The sequence below is a fragment of the Micromonospora lupini genome (assembly GCF_026342015.1).
GTDB classification, from domain to species: domain Bacteria; phylum Actinomycetota; class Actinomycetes; order Mycobacteriales; family Micromonosporaceae; genus Micromonospora; species Micromonospora lupini_B.
In genome coordinates this window covers 987,428-1,002,963 of the sequence record NZ_JAPENL010000001.1, presented here as the reverse complement: position 1 = coordinate 1,002,963, position 15,536 = coordinate 987,428, and the positions used below count along the sequence as shown (strand labels likewise).

Genomic DNA, 15,536 nt, shown 5'->3' with positions numbered 1-15,536 from the left:
GCCCCCGATCCGGGGGGCCGTCGTGACGGCCCTGATCACCGGGATGGGCCTGTTCACCCCGGTCGGGCGCGGCGTCGAGGAGACCTTCGACGCGCTGACCACCGGCCGGTCCGGGCTGACCCGGCCGCCCGACGGTCATCCGGCGCACGCGTCGCTTGACGTCGCCGGCCTGCTGCCGGACATCGACCCGCGCAGCGTCGTGTCCGGGCCGGAGAGCCGCGTGCTGGACCGGATCGTCGTGCTCGCGCTGCTCGCCGCAGCCGACGCGCTCGCCGACGCCGGCATCGAGGTGGGCCGCGACGTCGACAGGTCCCGGATCGGCGTGATCGTCGGCGGCGTCGGCGGGATGGCCACCCTGGAGACCCAGGTGCTCGCCCGTGCCGCCCGGGGACGCGCGGCGGTCAGCCCGTACCTGCTCACCGGCATCCTGCCGAACATGCCGGCGGCGCGGATCGCCATCGCGCACGGCATCCGGGGCTACAGCTCGTCGGTCGGCACGGCCTGCGCGTCCGGCGCGCAGGCGGTCGCCGACGCGGTCCGGTTGATCCGGGCGGGTGAGGCCGACGTGGTGGTCTGCGGTGCCAGCGAGGCGCCGCTGTTCCCCACCTTCGCCGACACCTTCGGCAACGCGCGGGCGCTGGCCCGCGCCGGGGACGACCCGTCCCGGGCGAGCCGGCCGTTCGACACGTCCCGCTCCGGGTTCGTGCTCTCCGAGGGGGCGGCGCTGCTGGTGCTGGAGAGCGCCGAGCACGCCGCCGCCCGCGGCGTGACCGGGTACGCCGAGGTGGCCGGCTACGGCGCGACCACCGACGCGTACCACCCGACCGCGCCCCGCCCGGACGGCGCCGGCGCGGCCGCGTGCATCCGCGGCGCGCTGCGCAGCTCGGGCGTGCCCGCGGCGGCGGTCGGCTACGTCAACGCGCACGGCACCGGCACGAAGCTCGGCGACATCGCCGAGACCACCGCCCTCGTGGACGTCTTCGGCGACGGCGGCGTGCCGGTCAGCTCCACCAAGGCGCTCACCGGCCACCTGCTCGGCGCCTCCGGGGCGCTGGAGGTGGCGGTGACCGCGCTGGCGCTCGGTCGAGGGCTGCTGCCACCGACGTACCACCTCGACGATCCGGACCCGGCCTGCCCGGCGGACCACATCCGTGGCACGCCCCGCAAGGCCGACCCGGAGTACGCGCTCACCAACTCGTTCGGGTTCGGCGGCCAGAACGTGAGCCTGCTGCTCGCGCGGGTCGCCGAGCCGAGGAGGTGAGCGACGCGGCATCCCGGACGGGGGGCGTCCGGACGGCAACACGGGGGGAAGCATGGGGAAGGGCACTGAGAAGATGGACATCCGTGGGATCGACCACATCGAACTCTACGTAGGCGACGCCCGGCAGGCGGCCTTCTACTTCAGCACCGCAGTCGGTTTCCAGATCTGCGGCCAGGGTGGCCCGGAGACCGGGCTGACCGGGCAGCGCTCACTGCTGCTCTGCCACGGCGACATCCGCCTGCTGCTCACCTCCGGGCTGAGCGCCGAGCATCCGGCCGCCCGGTACGTGCAGCGCCACGGCGACGGCATCGCGGTCGTCGCCGTCGAGGTCGGCGACGTCGCCGAGGCGTACGCCGAGCTGGTGGGCCGGGGTGCGACGGGCGTGACGCCACCGGCCACGCTCACCGGCGCGGACGCCGAGGTGGTGACCGCCGAGGTGGAGGGCTTCGCCGACGTGCGGCACCGCCTGGTGCAGCGCACCGGGCGCCGCTCGGACTTCCTGCCCGGCGTGATCGCACCGACGCCGTTCACGGCGGACGAGGGCAAGCCGGTCCTCGCCGAGGTCGACCACCTGGCGGTCTGCGTGCCGCCCGGTGAGCTGGACGCGACGGTCCGGCACTTCGAGGGGCTGTTCGACTTCGCGCAGATCTTCGAGGAGCACATCGAGGTCGACGGGCAGGGCATGAACTCCAAGGTGGTGCAGAGCCCGTCCGGCCAGGTCACCGTGGTGCTGCTGGAACCCGACCGGGCCCGCCGGCCGGGGCAGATCGACGCGTTCCTCGACCAGCACGCCGGTGGGGGAGTGCAGCACCTGGGGCTGCGTACCGACGACATCGTCGCCGCCGTGGAGTCGCTGGGCCGGCGCGGGGTCCGCTTCGCCGGCACCCCCGCCAGCTACTACGACGCCCTGGAGGCGCGGGTCGGCCGGGTGGACGCGCCGCTGGAGCGGCTGCGCGAGCTGGGGGTTCTGGTCGACTCCGATCACGGCGGCCAGTTGTTGCAGATCTTCGCCGAGTCGATGCACGTGCGCCGCACGCTCTTCCTGGAACTGATCGAGCGGCGCGGGGCGAGCGGCTTCGGCAGCGGCAACATCAAGGCGCTGTACGAGGCCAAGGAGCGGGAACTGGCCGCCGCGGCGGCCGCGCCACAGGGGGTGGGGGCATGACCGCTACCGAGTTCGAGCCCGCGCTGACCGCCGAGGAGCAGGCGCTGCTGCCCTCCGACGACGACGTGCGGCACTACGCCGAGCACGGCTGGTACCTGTCGAAGAAAATCTTCACCGACGACGAGGTGGACATCCTCGCCGCCGCCACGCAGCGCTACTACGACGGCGAACGGGACCGCCGGCTGCCGGTGCGGCCACCGAAGCTCGCCTACTGGGAGCCGTCGTTGGGGTCGGTGCAGCGGCACAACGACTACGTCCACCACGAGCACGACGGGCTCGGCGCGATCCTGCGCAAACCGCTCATCGGCGCGGTCGCCGCCCGGCTCGCCGAGGCCGACGAGATCCGCGTCTTCCAGTCCACGCTGATCTACAAGCCGCCGATCTCCGGCGAGCCGAGCAACATCGTGCCCTGGCACTTCGACAAGCACTACTGGGCGTCGTCGTCGTCGGAGAAGATGCTCACCGCGTTCATCCCCTTCCACGACTGCGGGGAGGAGATGGGCACCATCACGATGGTCGACGGCTCGCACCTGTGGAAGGAGATCGGCGCCGACGACACAGTGGTGCGGCACTTCGCCGACCGCGACCGCAGCCAGCTCGAGGAGATGCTCGCCGAGAACGCCGCGCACAACGACGCGGAGATCCGCAAGATCCCGATGGTGATCCCCAAGGGGCACGTGAGTTTCCACCACTGCCGCACCTACCACGGCAGCGGCCCCAACGTCAGCGGTCGCCCCCGACAGGCGATCTCGCTGCACCTGCAGGACGGCGACAACGCCTGGCGGGAGTATCCGCTCTCCGACGGCACGCTCGCCGCGTACAACCACGACGTGCTGGTCCGCCGCACCCACGACGGGCGGCCGGACTACGCGGACCCCGACTACTGCCCCGTCATCTGGCGCCACCGCGCCCCGCAGGGAGGCTGACATGTCACGTTACGACTGGGGTAGGACGCACCCGGGCATCGAGCGGCTGGAACGGGCGGTGACCGAGCGACGCGACGCCGTGGTGAAGCACCCGCTCTACGCCAATCTGGACACCCACGAGGCGCTCGTCACGTTCATGGAGCACCACGTCTTCGCGGTGTGGGACTTCATGTCCCTGCTGAAGTCGTTGCAGCGGCAGCTCACCTGCGTGACCGTCCCGTGGATCCCGACCGGTCCGACGGGCAGCCGCCGCCTCATCAACGACATCGTCATGGTGGAGGAGAGCGACGAGCTGGGCGAGGGCTACATCAGCCACTTCGAGCTGTACGTGGGGGGTATGGCCGAGGCGGGAGCGGACACCACAGCCGTCAACTCCCTCGTCGATCTGCTGCGCGCCGGCCGGCCGGTGACCGACGCGCTCGCCGAGGCGGGGGCGCCGGCCGCGTCCGCGACGTTCGCCGCGACCACCTGGCACATCATCGAGTCCACCCCTGTGCACTGCCAGGCGGCGGCCTTCGCGTTCGGCCGGGAGGACCTCATCCCGGACATGTTCACGCAGGTCGTCGCGGTCAACGAACGCAGCAACCGGCTGCACACGTTCGTCGACTACCTGGAGCGGCACATCGAGGTCGACGGCGAGCAGCACACCCCGATGGCCATGCAGATGCTCGCCGACCTGTGCGGCGACGACGACACCAAGTGGCAGGAGTGCGCCGACACGGTCAACACCGCCCTCGCCGCCCGCGCCCGGCTCTGGGACGACATCCTCGCCGCGGTCAAGGGGCCGGCGTGACCGACGCCGACCCGGTCCGGCTCTACCGCACGGTCCGGCTGATCCGCCGGTTCGAGCAACGTGCGGTGGAGCTGGTCCACGGTGGGCAGATCGTCGGCGGCATCCACCCGTACCTCGGTCAGGAGGGGATCGCCGCAGGCGTCTGCGCCGCCCTGGGTGTCGACGACGTGCTCGCCGGCACCCACCGCGGCCACGGGCACGTGCTGGCGCGCGGGGCCGACCCGGCCCGGATGCTCGCCGAGCTGTGCGGCCGGCTGACCGGTCTCAACTCCGGGCGGGGCGGCTCGATGCACGCGGCCGATTTCAGCATCGGCGTGCTCGGCGCGAACGCCATCGTCGGCGCCTCCGGGGCGATCATCACCGGCGCGGTGTGGGCCCGGCGACGGCAGGGCCACGACACCGTAGGGGTGAGCTTCTTCGGCGACGGCGCGGTCAACGAGGGGATGCTTCTGGAGGCGTTCAACCTGGCCGCGCTGTGGCGGGTGCCGGTGCTGTTCGTCTGCGAGAACAACGGCTACGCCACCACCATGCCTGTCGCCGGAGCGGTGGCCGGCAGCATCGCCGGCCGCGCCGCCGCCTTCGGCATCCGGGCCGTCGAGGTCGACGGCCAGGACCCCGAGGCGGTACGCGACGCGTCGGCCGCCGCCGTCGGCCGGATGCGCTCCGGCGGCGGCCCGGAGCTGATCGAGGCCCGGACCTACCGCTTCGACGCCCACCACACCTTCGAACACGCGGTACGCCTCGACTACCGCCCGCCCGACGAGGTGAGCCGGGGCCGGGCCCGGGACCCGGTGCGCATCCAGGGCGAGCGGCTTCCCGACGCCGACCGTGCCGCAGTGGACGCCGAGGTCGAGGCGACGCTCGACGCGGCGGTGCGCTTCGCCCTGGAAAGCCCGGAGCCTGACCCGGCCGACGCGTTGACCTACCTGTACGCCAGCGGCCTGACCGTCCGCACCGGAGGTGGCTGAGGTGCCGCGACTGTCGTACCGCCGGGCGCTGACCCGGGCACTCGCCGACGAGCTGGCGCGCGACGAGACGGTTTTCCTGCTCGGCGAGGACGTCCAGGTCGGGGCGTCACTGGTGACCACCGGGCTGGCGAAGCGGTTCGGGACCGAGCGGGTCCGCGACACGCCGCTGTCGGAGCAGGCGTTCACCAGCTTCGCCACCGGGGCGGCGCTGGCCGGACTGCGGCCGGTGATCGAGTTCCAGATCCCGTCGCTGCTGTTCCTGGTCTTCGAGCAGATCGTCAACCACGCGCACAAGTTCCCGCTGATGACCGGCGGGCAGTGCAGTGTCCCCGTCACCTACCTGGTGCCCGGCTCCGGGTCGCGCACCGGTTGGGCCGGGCAGCACTCCGACCACCCGTACAGCCTCTTCGCACACGTCGGAGTGGTCACCGTCGTGCCGGCCACCCCGGCCGACGCGTACGGGCTGCTGGTCACCGCGATCCGCCACGACGACCCGGTGGTGGTGTTCGCACCGGCCGGCGCGATGGACGTGCGCGACGACGTGGTCGACCTGGAGCCGGTGCCGCTGGGCCGGGGCCGCGTCCACCGTTACGGCGACGACGTGACAGTCGTCGCGATCGGGCATCTCGTGCACGACGCGCTGGCCGTGGCCGAGGAGTTGGCCGGCCAGGTCTCGGTCGAGGTGTTCGACCCGCGCACCCTGTACCCCTTCGACATCGACGGGTTGACCGAGTCGGTGGCCCGCACCGGGCGGCTCGTGGTGCTCGACGACGGCAACCGGTCCTGCGGCATCGCCGCCGAGATCATCGCCTCGGTGGTGGAGCGGATCCGGCTGCTCGCCCCGCCGCGCCGGGTCACCCGCCCGGACGGGGCCGTGCTGCCGTTCGCCCCCGCCCTGGACCGGGCTGTGCAGCCCTCCCGGGAGCAGCTCGCCACCGCCATCCACCTGACCATGAAGGACTCATCATGATCGACCCGAACTACTCGTGGCCGTCTGCCGACGGGGCCTGGACCGACCTGCCGGAGCCGGCCCGCCGGGCCATGGTGGCCAGCGGCGCGGCCGCCTGGGAACGCGTCTTCCACGGCCGGGCCACCTACAACAAGCAGTGGCGGCTGGCCCGACCCCCGGTCCTGACCGCCGACGCCTGGCGGGAGCTCAACGAGGTCTGCGACCGGCTGGCCCAACTCGTCCTGGACGCCTGCCGGCGGCGTGTGGACACGGCCGGTGAGCTGCGCCGGCTGCTCGGCGTCCCGGCGGGGGAGACCCGGCTGCTGGACGAGTCGGAGCCGCTGACCGAGGCGCTGCTGGCCGCGTACCGGCCGGACGTGATCTTCACCGAGGGCGTGCCGAAGTTCGTCGAGTACAACATCGACAGCAGCCTCGGCGGCGGATTCGACGCCGACACAGTCATCCAGCGGTTCGCGCAGCTCTACGCCGAGCACGGCATCCTCGACGAGCTGCCGGTACGCGCCGCGCCGTCGCTGCTGGACCAGCGCTTCGTGGCGATCCGCGAGGAGCTGGGGTTGCCCGAGGGCGCCCGGCTGGCGCTGCTGATGGACTTCGACGCCGACTACCCGGGCCTGGACGATCCCGAGACGTTCATCCGGATCCTCGACCCCCTCGCCGTACGGGCCCGCGACTTCGGCATCGACCTGGTCATCGCGCCCCTGTCCACTGCCACACTCGACGCCGACGAACGGCTCGTGGTCGACGGCGCGCCTGTCGACGCGCTCTTCCGGCTCTTCGTGCCCAACCGGGTCACCCCGACCGCCGGCCTGGACGCGGTGGCCGGCGCGCTTGCCGCCGGCACGCTGCCGATGTACGTGTCGGCGGCGGCCTGGCTGCTCGGCAACAAGACCACCTTCGCCTGGCTGTGGGAGGACGTGGACGCCCTGCCCGCCGACGACCAGACGCTGATCCGCCGGCACGTGCCGTACACGGTGCCGTTGACCGTCGCGGTGCTCGACCGCGCGCTCGCCGAGCAGGCCGAGCTGGTGGCGAAACCGGCGGACGGCTCAGCCGGGCACGGCGTGCTGATCGGCCCCGACCTGAGCCCGACGGACTGGGCCGAGGGTCTGCGCGCGGCAGTCGACCGGGGCGGCGCGATCCTGCAGCGGTACCTGCCCGCCGACCGGGTGCCGATGGACTTCGTGCAGATCGAGACCGGCGAGACGGTGACGGCCGACGTCCCGTACTCCCTGGCGCCGTACCTGTTCGGCCGGACGGCCTCCGGCGGCCTGGCGCGGGTCGGCTACCCGGGCGGCGACGGAATCCTCAACCTGGCCCACGGAGTACTCCTCACCGGAATCCTCCTCACCGACTAACCCCCACCTTCTGCCTCGTCGATCATGAAGTTATTGCCCTCCGCGGCGGCGTGTCGTGGCAATAACTTCATGATCGACGGGTTGGCGGGGGTTAACCGGGGGCGCGGAGGGGGCTTGGAGGCGGCGAGAGAGGGCGCGGAGGGTCTCCGCTGTCGCTATGGCGTCGCTGCGGGCGCTGCCGTGGCGGCCGTCGGTGCTGTACAGGGTGGGGTCGGTTGTCAGCGGGTGGTCCGTCAGGTGCACGTGGATGGTGTGGTGGCGTTGGGCCAGGCTGGCCGTGTGTGCCGACAGTTGGCGCATTCGTCCGGCCAGTCCTGGCCGCAGCACGTCGGGCACCGCCGGGCTGTGCGACACGTCGAACATGCCCACCGTGAGCACGTCCGCGCCGGCATCCCGCAGCGCGCCGATCATCGCGGTCAGCTCGGCGTCCACCGCGTCGGCGTCGTACTTCGGGTGGAAGGCGTCGTTGCCGCCGCAGACCACGAGCGCGAGGTCCGGCGCGAAGGCCAGCGCCGGAGCGAGCTGCTCGGCGCGCACCTGGTGCGCGCGCAGCCCCCGCCGACCCAGATTCCGGTACGCCAGGCCGGGGCGGGCGGCGGTCAGCTCGGCGGCGACCCGATCGACCCACTGCACGTCCGGGTAGCCCGGGGTCGGCTCGCACATGCCCTCCACGACGCTGTCGCCGATCGCCACGAACCGCCGCCACGGGTGCCCGCGCAGCAGCTCGGCGGCCTCCCCGGGACGAAGGCAGTACGGGTCCGTCGATTCGTCGAGCGTCGATGGCATGCCGGCACGCTAACCGACAGCCGCGTCGCGCGGCCAGACCCGGTCAGTCGGCCAGGCCGACCTCGGCCAGGTAGACGCACGTACGTCCCTCGTGGGAGGAGTAGTAGCTGACCCAGAGCAGGTCGTCGTGCCAGACCAGGCCCGGGTAGCTGGTGTCGCCGCCGGAGGGCAGCGCGACCAGTTCGGTAAGCGCGCCGCGCTGCGGGTCGACGGCGCAGATCGCGGTGCGGACGTCGCCGTCGAGCAGCCGTACGCCGGCCAGCAGCCGCCCGTCGGGCAGCCGGAGCAGTGCCGGCCCGCCCACCCGCACCCCGAGGTCGGTCCAGGTCCACTCCCGGTACGGCGGTCGGGCCCGACCGAGCTGCGCGCTGGCGCTGTCGCCGTCGCGGCGCAGCAGGCAGTGGGCCGTACCGTCCGGATCGAAGGCCAGCCCCGACTCGTTGGGGTAGCCGCCCTCGAACAACGTCGGCACCCACGGCCGTAGGTCGACGCCGTCGACGCTGCGGTAGAGCCGGGCGAACCGCGGCCCACGGGTGGCATAGCCGACGCCGTACATCGCGTCGTCGTGCCAGGCGGCCCGCCAGACCCAGACACCCGGTTCACCCACCGGAATCGGGTCGCCCCAGGTGTGCCCGTCCCCGGAGAGCCAGGTCACCGTGTCGAACGTCTTGCTGGTCTCCCCGGTCGCCGCCGCCGCGAACAGTTGCAGGCGCCCGTCGGGCCGCGCGACGAACCGTGGGTCGCGCAGGTCGACGCCGTCCTGCCGGAGAACGGCCGCGGAGGTCCACGCCCGACCGTCCGCCGAGGTCAGCACCCGCAGCACCCCGTCGTCGGAGAGGTGGGTCCGCGCCTCCCGGAAGGCGCAGAACCACGTCCCGGCGTACCGGACGAGGTCGGTGAACGCGCTGTGCGGCGCGCTGTCGCCGATCCGGTGTACGGCGGTGACCTCCGCGGTTCGGCGGTGGGTGGGTGACGACGACGTCATGCGCGGCGGCCTCCTGGGGGACGGGCCGACGCTAGCCGTCCCGGCCGACGCCCGCGCGGCCATCAGGCGAACGGACGACGAACGAAGCTGTCAGTTGGCAGTGTCGGATTGGCGTCGTCGAGGCGGCGTCGGCGCGGTGGTGCCGTGCGCTGGCACGGGCCAGCCACGATGACTGTGGGTCAGCCCTGCCCGGGGTTGGCGTGTCGGTCCGAGGGAGGTGTCGGTGCTCAGCTCCTTTCTTCAGGCCCTGGCGAGCAAGTTGGTCGAGGCGATCCTCGGCAAACTGACCGAGTGGCTCGCGCCGAAGGCGCTGCGGGCCGTACCCCATCGCGCCTCGCCGACCTGTCCACGCTGCGGCGGGTACGGCGTCCGTCGGTGGGCGCCCGGCGGCATGGGGGTGGTGTTCCTGCTGTCGCTGCTGGCCTTCGGTTGGGGCTTCGGGTTCACGGTGCTCGGCGTGCCGGTGGTCGTGTTGGCAGTGGTGGGCGCGCTGCTGTCGGACGGCGTCGGCGGCCTGTGGCCCGCCCTGCTCGCGCCACTGGGCCTGCTGGTCCCCGGCGCGCTGCTGGTCTCCGGAGCGTTCGGGCTGGCCTGGTATCACAGCTACCCGCCGAAGTGGTGTGCCCGCTGCCACGGCCGCTGGCCACGCCGCGACCGCGCCGAATACCTGCGCTCGGCCCGGGTGTTCACCTGCGGCTGCGGGCAGCGCCTGCGCGTGCCGGCCGCCGCCGGGGTGACGCTGCGCTGCCCGAGTTGCAAGACCGAACACGCCACCCCGGCCCGAACCGGCCGCTGACGGGTCCGCTCCCGGCGACCGACGCGGCCCGGCCCGGACCGGTCGCTCACGTGTCGGCGTCGGCGGCCGGCACCCCTGCGCGCGATGGGGATCAGCGGGACACGGCGTGCTCGGCGAGAAGTTCGTCGAGCACCTGCCGGGCCCAGGCCGCCGTTGCCGGCGCCGGGGCGTCGAGCGTGATGAGCGCCTTCCACAACGCCCACCCGCGCCCGCGCGCCCAGGTGGCCGCGTCGACGTCGAGCGCGTCGCGGAACGCCGCCCGGGCCGCGCCGCGCAGCAGGGTCCAGGCGATCACGGTGTCGCAGGCGGGGTCGCCGACGCCGCAGCAGCCGAAGTCGATGACTGCGGCGAGCCGGCCGTCGCGGACCAGCAGGTTGCCGTCCGCGACGTCGCCGTGGAACCAGACCGGCGGCCCGGAGCAGGTGGCGTCGAGAGCGGCCTGCCAGATGTCGGTGACCACGTCGACGGGCAGCCGGTCGCGGTGCGCCTCGATCGCCGCCCGGGTCTCCCTGTCGTACGTGGACAGTGGGCCACCGCGCCAGGCGCTGTGCGGGCCGGCCGCCGGGCCGTCGGTGGTGTCGACGGCGCGCAGGGCACGTAGGAAGGCGGCGAGGTCGGTGGCGAACCGGGGCAGGTCGTCGATCCGTTCGGGACGTGCGGTCCGGCCGTCGATCCAACCGTAGACCGACCACGGGTACGGGTAGCCGGCGCCGGGTCGCCCGTGGGCCAGCGGGGTGGGGATCTCCAGCGGCAGCCGCGCGCCGAGCCACGGCAGCCAGCGCTGCTCCTTGGCGACCTGCAACGCGTACCCCTCGCCGCTGGGCAGCCGCACGGTCATCTCGTCGCCCAGGTGGAAGGTGCGGTTGTCCCAGCCGCCGACCTCGACCGGGCGCACCGGCAGCTCGGCCCACCGGGGAAACTGCTCGGCGACAAGTCGGCGGACCAGGCCCGCGTCGATGCCAGTGGCCGTCACCTCGTCGGTGTGCGGCACGTCGGGTGCGGGCTGTGCGCTCATCCGCCCGAGCCTGCGGGCTCCGCCGGGCACCTGCAACCGATTTGCGCCGACGGTGGGACCGGCGGCCCAACGCTGCGGGACAGGCGTGCGGGAGGCATGAAAGACAGGGGAGGCGCGGAGGCGCACGAGGCGGTCGCGACCCGCAGGGGAGTGGGACGTCAGGCGGTGGCGGCAGGTGTGGGCCGCGTCGGCGCCTTCGGCGGGTCGGACGCCCTGGCCACCAGCGGGAACGCGGTGACGAGCAGGCACGCCACGGCCATGGCCAGCAGCGCCGGGGTGAGTCCGAGCGCGTCCACCGACCAGCCGCCGAGCAGCGCGCCGACCGGCAGGCCGACGAAGGCCAGCGAGCCGGCGATGCCGAGCACCCGGGTCTGCAGATCCGGCGGCACCCGCTCGTAGAGCGCCACCCCGAGCAGCGGGTTGACCGCCGCGATGCCGATGCCGGACAGGAACGTCACGACGAGCACGACCGGCAACTCGTCGCTGATCGCCAGGGCGACAAGTCGAGGCGTCCCGGCGACCGTCGCTCCGAGCAGGAACGTCAACCGGCCGGGCAGCCGAGGGCCGAGCGCGGTGAACAGCACGTTGCCCAGCAGCGCGCCCGCCGAGAACGCCGCGAGCACGAGGCCGAGCCCGCGCGGGCCGTGCAGTTCCCGGGCGACCCAGAACGGGATGTAGACGGCCACGCTGGCGTTGGCGACCATGTTCAGCGCGGAGACGACCACAAGCATGCCCAGCAGCGGCCGGTCCCGCCCGAGGTAGCCGAACCCGTCACGCAGCGCGCGCAGGTAGCCGACCGGCGCGGTGGGCTGCGCAGGGGCGGTCGGGGGCCGGACCAGCAGACCGATGAGCAGCGCGCAGATCGCGAAGCTTGCCGCGTCGATGAGGATCGCCTGGCTCACCCCGAACGCGGCGATCAACAGGCCGCCCACGGCCGCGCCGAACAACGTCACCACCCGGCTCAACCCGTCGTACGCCGAGGTCAGGCGGATCAGCGGCACCCCGGCGGCCTCGGCGGCCGGCCGGAACATGACGTGCTTGACGCGGTCGCCGATGCCGCGCAGCGCGCCGGCCACCGCGACAAGCGCCACCAGGGGCGCGAAGCCCAGCCACGGGGTCAACGCGACGACCACCATGGCCACCGCGCTGCCCGCGTCACACAGGATGGAGGTGCGGCGTAGGCCGATCCGGTCCGCCCAGGGCGTGCCCAGGGCGCTGGACAGCAGGTACGGCAGCGTCTCGGCGAACGCGACCAGACCCATCTTGGTCGGACTGCCGGTGGTGACCAGCACCAGCCAGGGGATGGTCACCACCGAGATGCGGGTGCCCAGGTTGGAGACCAGGTCCGCGCCGACCAGGACGACCAGTTGCCGGCGGGGTGTCACGCCCCGACCGCCGCCGCCCGGCGCGCGGCGTACCGCTCGCGCAGCGCCCGCTTGTCCACCTTCACCGACCGGTTCACCGGCAACCGGTCGACGAACTCCACGCCGGCCGGCGCCCACATCTCGTTGAGTTCGGCGGTCACCAGGTCGATCAGCTCCGCCCCGGTGACCGTCGCGCCCGGCGCGGGCACCACGTACGCGTACGGCACCTCGCCGACCGTCTCGTCCGGCACGCCGATCACGGCGGCGGCCCGTACCTGCGGGTGCCCGGCCAGCACGTCCTCGATGGGCCGGCAGAAGATCGCCCAGTTCCGCCGGTGCGTGACGATCATGTCGTGCGCCCGGTCGACAAGATAGAGGAAACCATCGTCGTCGAGGTGGCCGATGTCGCGGGTACGCACCCAGCCGTCGACGAGGGTCTGCGCGGTCAACTCGGGCTGGCCGTGGTAGCCGGCGAAGCTCAGCCGGGTGTGCACCCACACCTCGCCGTCGCGGCCCGCCGGCAGCACCGTGCCGCCGTCGTCGCGGATCTCGATGCGGACGTCCCCGTAGGGCCGCCCGCAGGAGCGCAGCCGCTCCGGGTGCTCCGGATCGTCGGTCAGCCCCGGCAGCGCGGTGATGACCACGGCCTCGCTGAGGCCGTACACGATGCGCAGCACCGGACCGAACCGCGCGATGGCCTGGCGCAGCCGGGCGGGCGCGGCGGGCCCGGCGCCCACGTTGAACATGAACATGGCCGAGAAGTCGGCGCCCACCAGCGCCGGATGGTCGAGCAGCTCGTAGAGCATCGGCGGGGTGACGAATGTGGAGTTGATCCGCTCCCGCTGCACGGTGGCCACGAACGCCACCGGGTCCCAGTCGTCGCGCAGGAACAGCACCCCGCCGGTGAACAGGTTGAACAGGGTGGTGATCTGGCCGCTCGCCAGCCACATCGGCGAGTGCGACAGGTGCCGCAACAGCGGGAACCCGGCGGCCCGGAAGTCGGCCGCGAGGGTGAGGATCTGGGCGTAGAAGCTCTCGGTGTGGTGCACCAGCTTGGGAGCGCCCGTGGTGCCGCTGGTCTGCAGGAACGACTCCGGCGACGGCACGGACGCCGGCAGGTCCGTCGACTCGGTGTCGGCGGTGACGTCCGGGCCGGCGCCGCCTGCGCCCAGGCAGCAGACCGGCACGCCGGGCAGCGCGGCGGCCAGCTCCGGCCCCAGGCTGGCCGGGTCGCGGGCGTCGTAGACCAGGGCGTCGGGGCGGGCCAGCCGGATGAACTCGTCGACCTCCCGGCGGGCGGTGACCGGGGCCACCCACATCGTCCGGCAGCCGAGCAGGTGCAGGGCGAGCTGGAGCAACGGCCCCTCCACGGCGTTCGCCACGGTCACCAGCACCGCCGCGCCGGGCCGTACGCCGTGCCGGGTCAGGGCCCCGGCCATCGCACGCACCAGCGCGGCGGCCTCGGTGTACGTGATGCGGCGGTCACCGCCGACAAGCGCCTCCCGGTCGCCGAAGTCGGCGAAGAGATCCAGTGCCCTGTCCACGTACGTCGTCGTGTGCGCGGGTCCGTCAGTCATCCGGCAGCCCCCATCCGAGAAAGCGGCGGCCCCGGGCCGCTTCCCGGTGACGAGACGACCGCACCGCCGCCGCCTGCGAGCCTAGGCCGGCGAGGGCGAGACGGGACCGGGCCGAAGGGCGATCCGGCAGGCCCGGTGGACATTTGATCGCGTCGATCAGGTTGATTGACGCCCGTCATCGGCGGCGGCTAGGTTTCTGGACCATCGTCCAGGCGGGAGCCGTCAGCGGACGGCCCTGGGCTGCCACACGATGGAGGTTCAATGTCGACCCCGAAGAGATGGCATGTCGTCGCCGCGGCCGCGGCGCTGCTGGTCACGGCAACACCCGCCGTCGTCGCCAGCGCCGGCGGATCCTCGACCGTCGCCGCCCGGCCGGACCGGGGCGAGTGGGCGGGCAGCTGGGCCGCCGCGGTGACCCGGGGCAACTCGGTCGGGTTGACAAACACCGGCCTGAACGACCAGAGCGTCCGGATGGTCGTGCACGTCTCGGTGGGTGGCCCGGCGCTGCGCGTACGGCTGAGCAACCTCTACGGCGAGCAGGCGGTCCGGGTGGGCCGCGCCACAGTCGCCAGGCCGAACACCGCGACAGTCGACGACGTCTCCGACATCGACCCGGCCTCGCTGCGCGCGCTGACGTTCACCGGCGCCGCCTCGGCCACCATGAACCGGGGCGCCGAGCTGCTCAGCGACCCGCTGACCTTCACCGTCGCGGACGACAGCGACCTGGTGGTCACCCTGCACTTCCCGACGCCCACCGGACCGACCACCTTCCACGGGCAGTCCCAGCAGACCAACTTCATCGGCGCCGGGGACCTGACCGGCGCCGCCGACGGCGCGGGATTCACCATTCGACCCGCCTGCTGCTGGTTCTTCCTGTCCGGGGTGGACGTGCAGCGCAAGGCCAGCCCCGGCGCGCTTGTCGTGCTCAGCGACTCCATCGGTGACGGCAACGGCAGCACCGTCAACGCCAACCGCCGCTGGCCCGACCTGCTCTCCGACCGGCTGCTCACCGACCGGCCGGACAAGCGCACCCCCGGCGTGCTCAACCTGAGCCTCGCCGGCAACCGCCTCAACCACGAGGGCACCGAGCCGGGCGCCGGCGACTACCCCGGCTACTTCCAACTCGGCCCGAACGCGGCGGCCCGCCTCAACGAGGACGTCTTCCCGCAGACCGGGGTCCGTACTGTCGTCACGCACCTGGGCATCAACGACATCTGGATGTCCAACGACCCGCCGGAGGCCATCATCGCCACCCTGCGGCAGATCAACCAGCAACTCCAGCAGCGTGGGCTGACCAGCCTGGTGGCCACCCTGACCCCGTACGAGGGGCACGGCGCTCCCGGTGTGTGGACGCCGGAGAAGGAGGCCACCCGGCAGGCCGTGAACGCGTACCTGCGCGGCAGCCGGGAGTTCGACGGGCTGCTCGACTTCGACCGGGTGGTGCGGGACCCGGCCAGGCCCAGCCAGTTGCTGCCCGCGTACGACTCGGGGGACCACATCCACCCGAACGACGCCGGCAACCAGGCGATGGCCGACGCCGTGCCGTTGCGGTTGCTCGGCCTGTGACACCGGCCC

The 15,536-nt window shown here is 73.1% G+C and carries 14 protein-coding genes; 9 read left to right on the top strand and 5 right to left on the bottom strand.

Going from position 1 to position 15,536, the window contains the following annotated elements; genetic code table 11:
* Positions 1-22: 22 nt before the first annotated feature.
* From OOJ91_RS04650 to OOJ91_RS04620, 7 genes are all read left to right on the top strand, one after another.
* Positions 23-1,261, top strand: coding sequence for a beta-ketoacyl-[acyl-carrier-protein] synthase family protein (locus OOJ91_RS04650; RefSeq protein ID WP_266242858.1), 1,239 nt, complete (start codon positions 23-25; stop codon positions 1,259-1,261).
* A 73-nt stretch (positions 1,262-1,334) separates the two neighbouring features.
* On the top strand, positions 1,335-2,426 hold the full coding sequence (hppD, locus tag OOJ91_RS04645) for a 4-hydroxyphenylpyruvate dioxygenase (RefSeq protein ID WP_266245262.1): 1,092 nt from the start codon (positions 1,335-1,337) through the stop codon (positions 2,424-2,426).
* Positions 2,423-3,352 (top strand): phytanoyl-CoA dioxygenase family protein, encoded by a 930-nt coding sequence (locus OOJ91_RS04640; protein ID WP_266242856.1) that lies wholly within the window; start codon positions 2,423-2,425, stop codon positions 3,350-3,352. Before hppD ends, OOJ91_RS04640 begins: the two co-directional genes overlap by 4 nt.
* A gap of 1 nt (position 3,353) precedes the next feature.
* The gene (locus tag OOJ91_RS04635) at positions 3,354-4,145 is read left to right on the top strand and encodes a DUF3050 domain-containing protein (protein ID WP_266242853.1); all 792 of its coding nucleotides are present in this window, start codon (positions 3,354-3,356) and stop codon (positions 4,143-4,145) included.
* Positions 4,142-5,113: a thiamine pyrophosphate-dependent dehydrogenase E1 component subunit alpha gene (locus tag OOJ91_RS04630; RefSeq protein WP_266242850.1), complete on the top strand. Its 972-nt coding sequence runs from the start codon at positions 4,142-4,144 to the stop codon at positions 5,111-5,113. Before OOJ91_RS04635 ends, OOJ91_RS04630 begins: the two co-directional genes overlap by 4 nt.
* Position 5,114: 1 nt before the next feature.
* Positions 5,115-6,083, top strand: a complete 969-nt coding sequence (locus OOJ91_RS04625) for an alpha-ketoacid dehydrogenase subunit beta (protein ID WP_266242848.1) — start codon at positions 5,115-5,117, stop codon at positions 6,081-6,083.
* On the top strand, positions 6,080-7,438 hold the full coding sequence (locus OOJ91_RS04620) for a hypothetical protein (protein ID WP_266242846.1): 1,359 nt from the start codon (positions 6,080-6,082) through the stop codon (positions 7,436-7,438). The genes OOJ91_RS04625 and OOJ91_RS04620 overlap by 4 nt, the downstream gene beginning before the upstream one ends.
* Positions 7,439-7,468: 30 nt before the next feature.
* On the opposite strand, the gene OOJ91_RS04615 is transcribed toward OOJ91_RS04620, so the two are convergent.
* On the bottom strand, positions 7,469-8,224 hold the full coding sequence (locus tag OOJ91_RS04615; RefSeq protein ID WP_266242843.1) for an SGNH/GDSL hydrolase family protein: 756 nt from the start codon (positions 8,222-8,224) through the stop codon (positions 7,469-7,471).
* Positions 8,225-8,267: 43 nt separating this feature from the next.
* Positions 8,268-9,209, bottom strand: coding sequence for an exo-alpha-sialidase (locus OOJ91_RS04610; RefSeq protein ID WP_266242841.1), 942 nt, complete (start codon positions 9,207-9,209; stop codon positions 8,268-8,270).
* A 223-nt stretch (positions 9,210-9,432) separates the two neighbouring features.
* Between OOJ91_RS04610 and OOJ91_RS04605 the strand changes: the two genes are divergently transcribed.
* Positions 9,433-10,005 (top strand): hypothetical protein, encoded by a 573-nt coding sequence (locus OOJ91_RS04605; RefSeq protein ID WP_266242838.1) that lies wholly within the window; start codon positions 9,433-9,435, stop codon positions 10,003-10,005.
* Positions 10,006-10,096: 91 nt separating this feature from the next.
* Here the strand turns inward: OOJ91_RS04605 and OOJ91_RS04600 are convergent, their stop codons facing one another.
* From OOJ91_RS04600 to OOJ91_RS04590, 3 genes are all read right to left on the bottom strand, one after another.
* A complete protein-coding gene (locus tag OOJ91_RS04600) occupies positions 10,097-11,020 on the bottom strand; it encodes an aminoglycoside phosphotransferase family protein (RefSeq protein WP_266242835.1) in 924 nt (307 codons plus the stop codon).
* Positions 11,021-11,178: 158 nt separating this feature from the next.
* Positions 11,179-12,405, bottom strand: coding sequence for an MFS transporter (locus tag OOJ91_RS04595; protein WP_266242833.1), 1,227 nt, complete (start codon positions 12,403-12,405; stop codon positions 11,179-11,181).
* Entirely contained in the window at positions 12,402-13,961 is a 1,560-nt protein-coding gene (locus OOJ91_RS04590; RefSeq protein ID WP_266242831.1) for an AMP-binding protein, read from the bottom strand. The genes OOJ91_RS04595 and OOJ91_RS04590 overlap by 4 nt, the downstream gene beginning before the upstream one ends.
* Positions 13,962-14,222: 261 nt before the next feature.
* Between OOJ91_RS04590 and OOJ91_RS04585 the strand changes: the two genes are divergently transcribed.
* Positions 14,223-15,527: an SGNH/GDSL hydrolase family protein gene (locus OOJ91_RS04585; RefSeq protein WP_266242828.1), complete on the top strand. Its 1,305-nt coding sequence runs from the start codon at positions 14,223-14,225 to the stop codon at positions 15,525-15,527.
* The last annotated feature ends 9 nt before the right edge of the window (positions 15,528-15,536 follow it).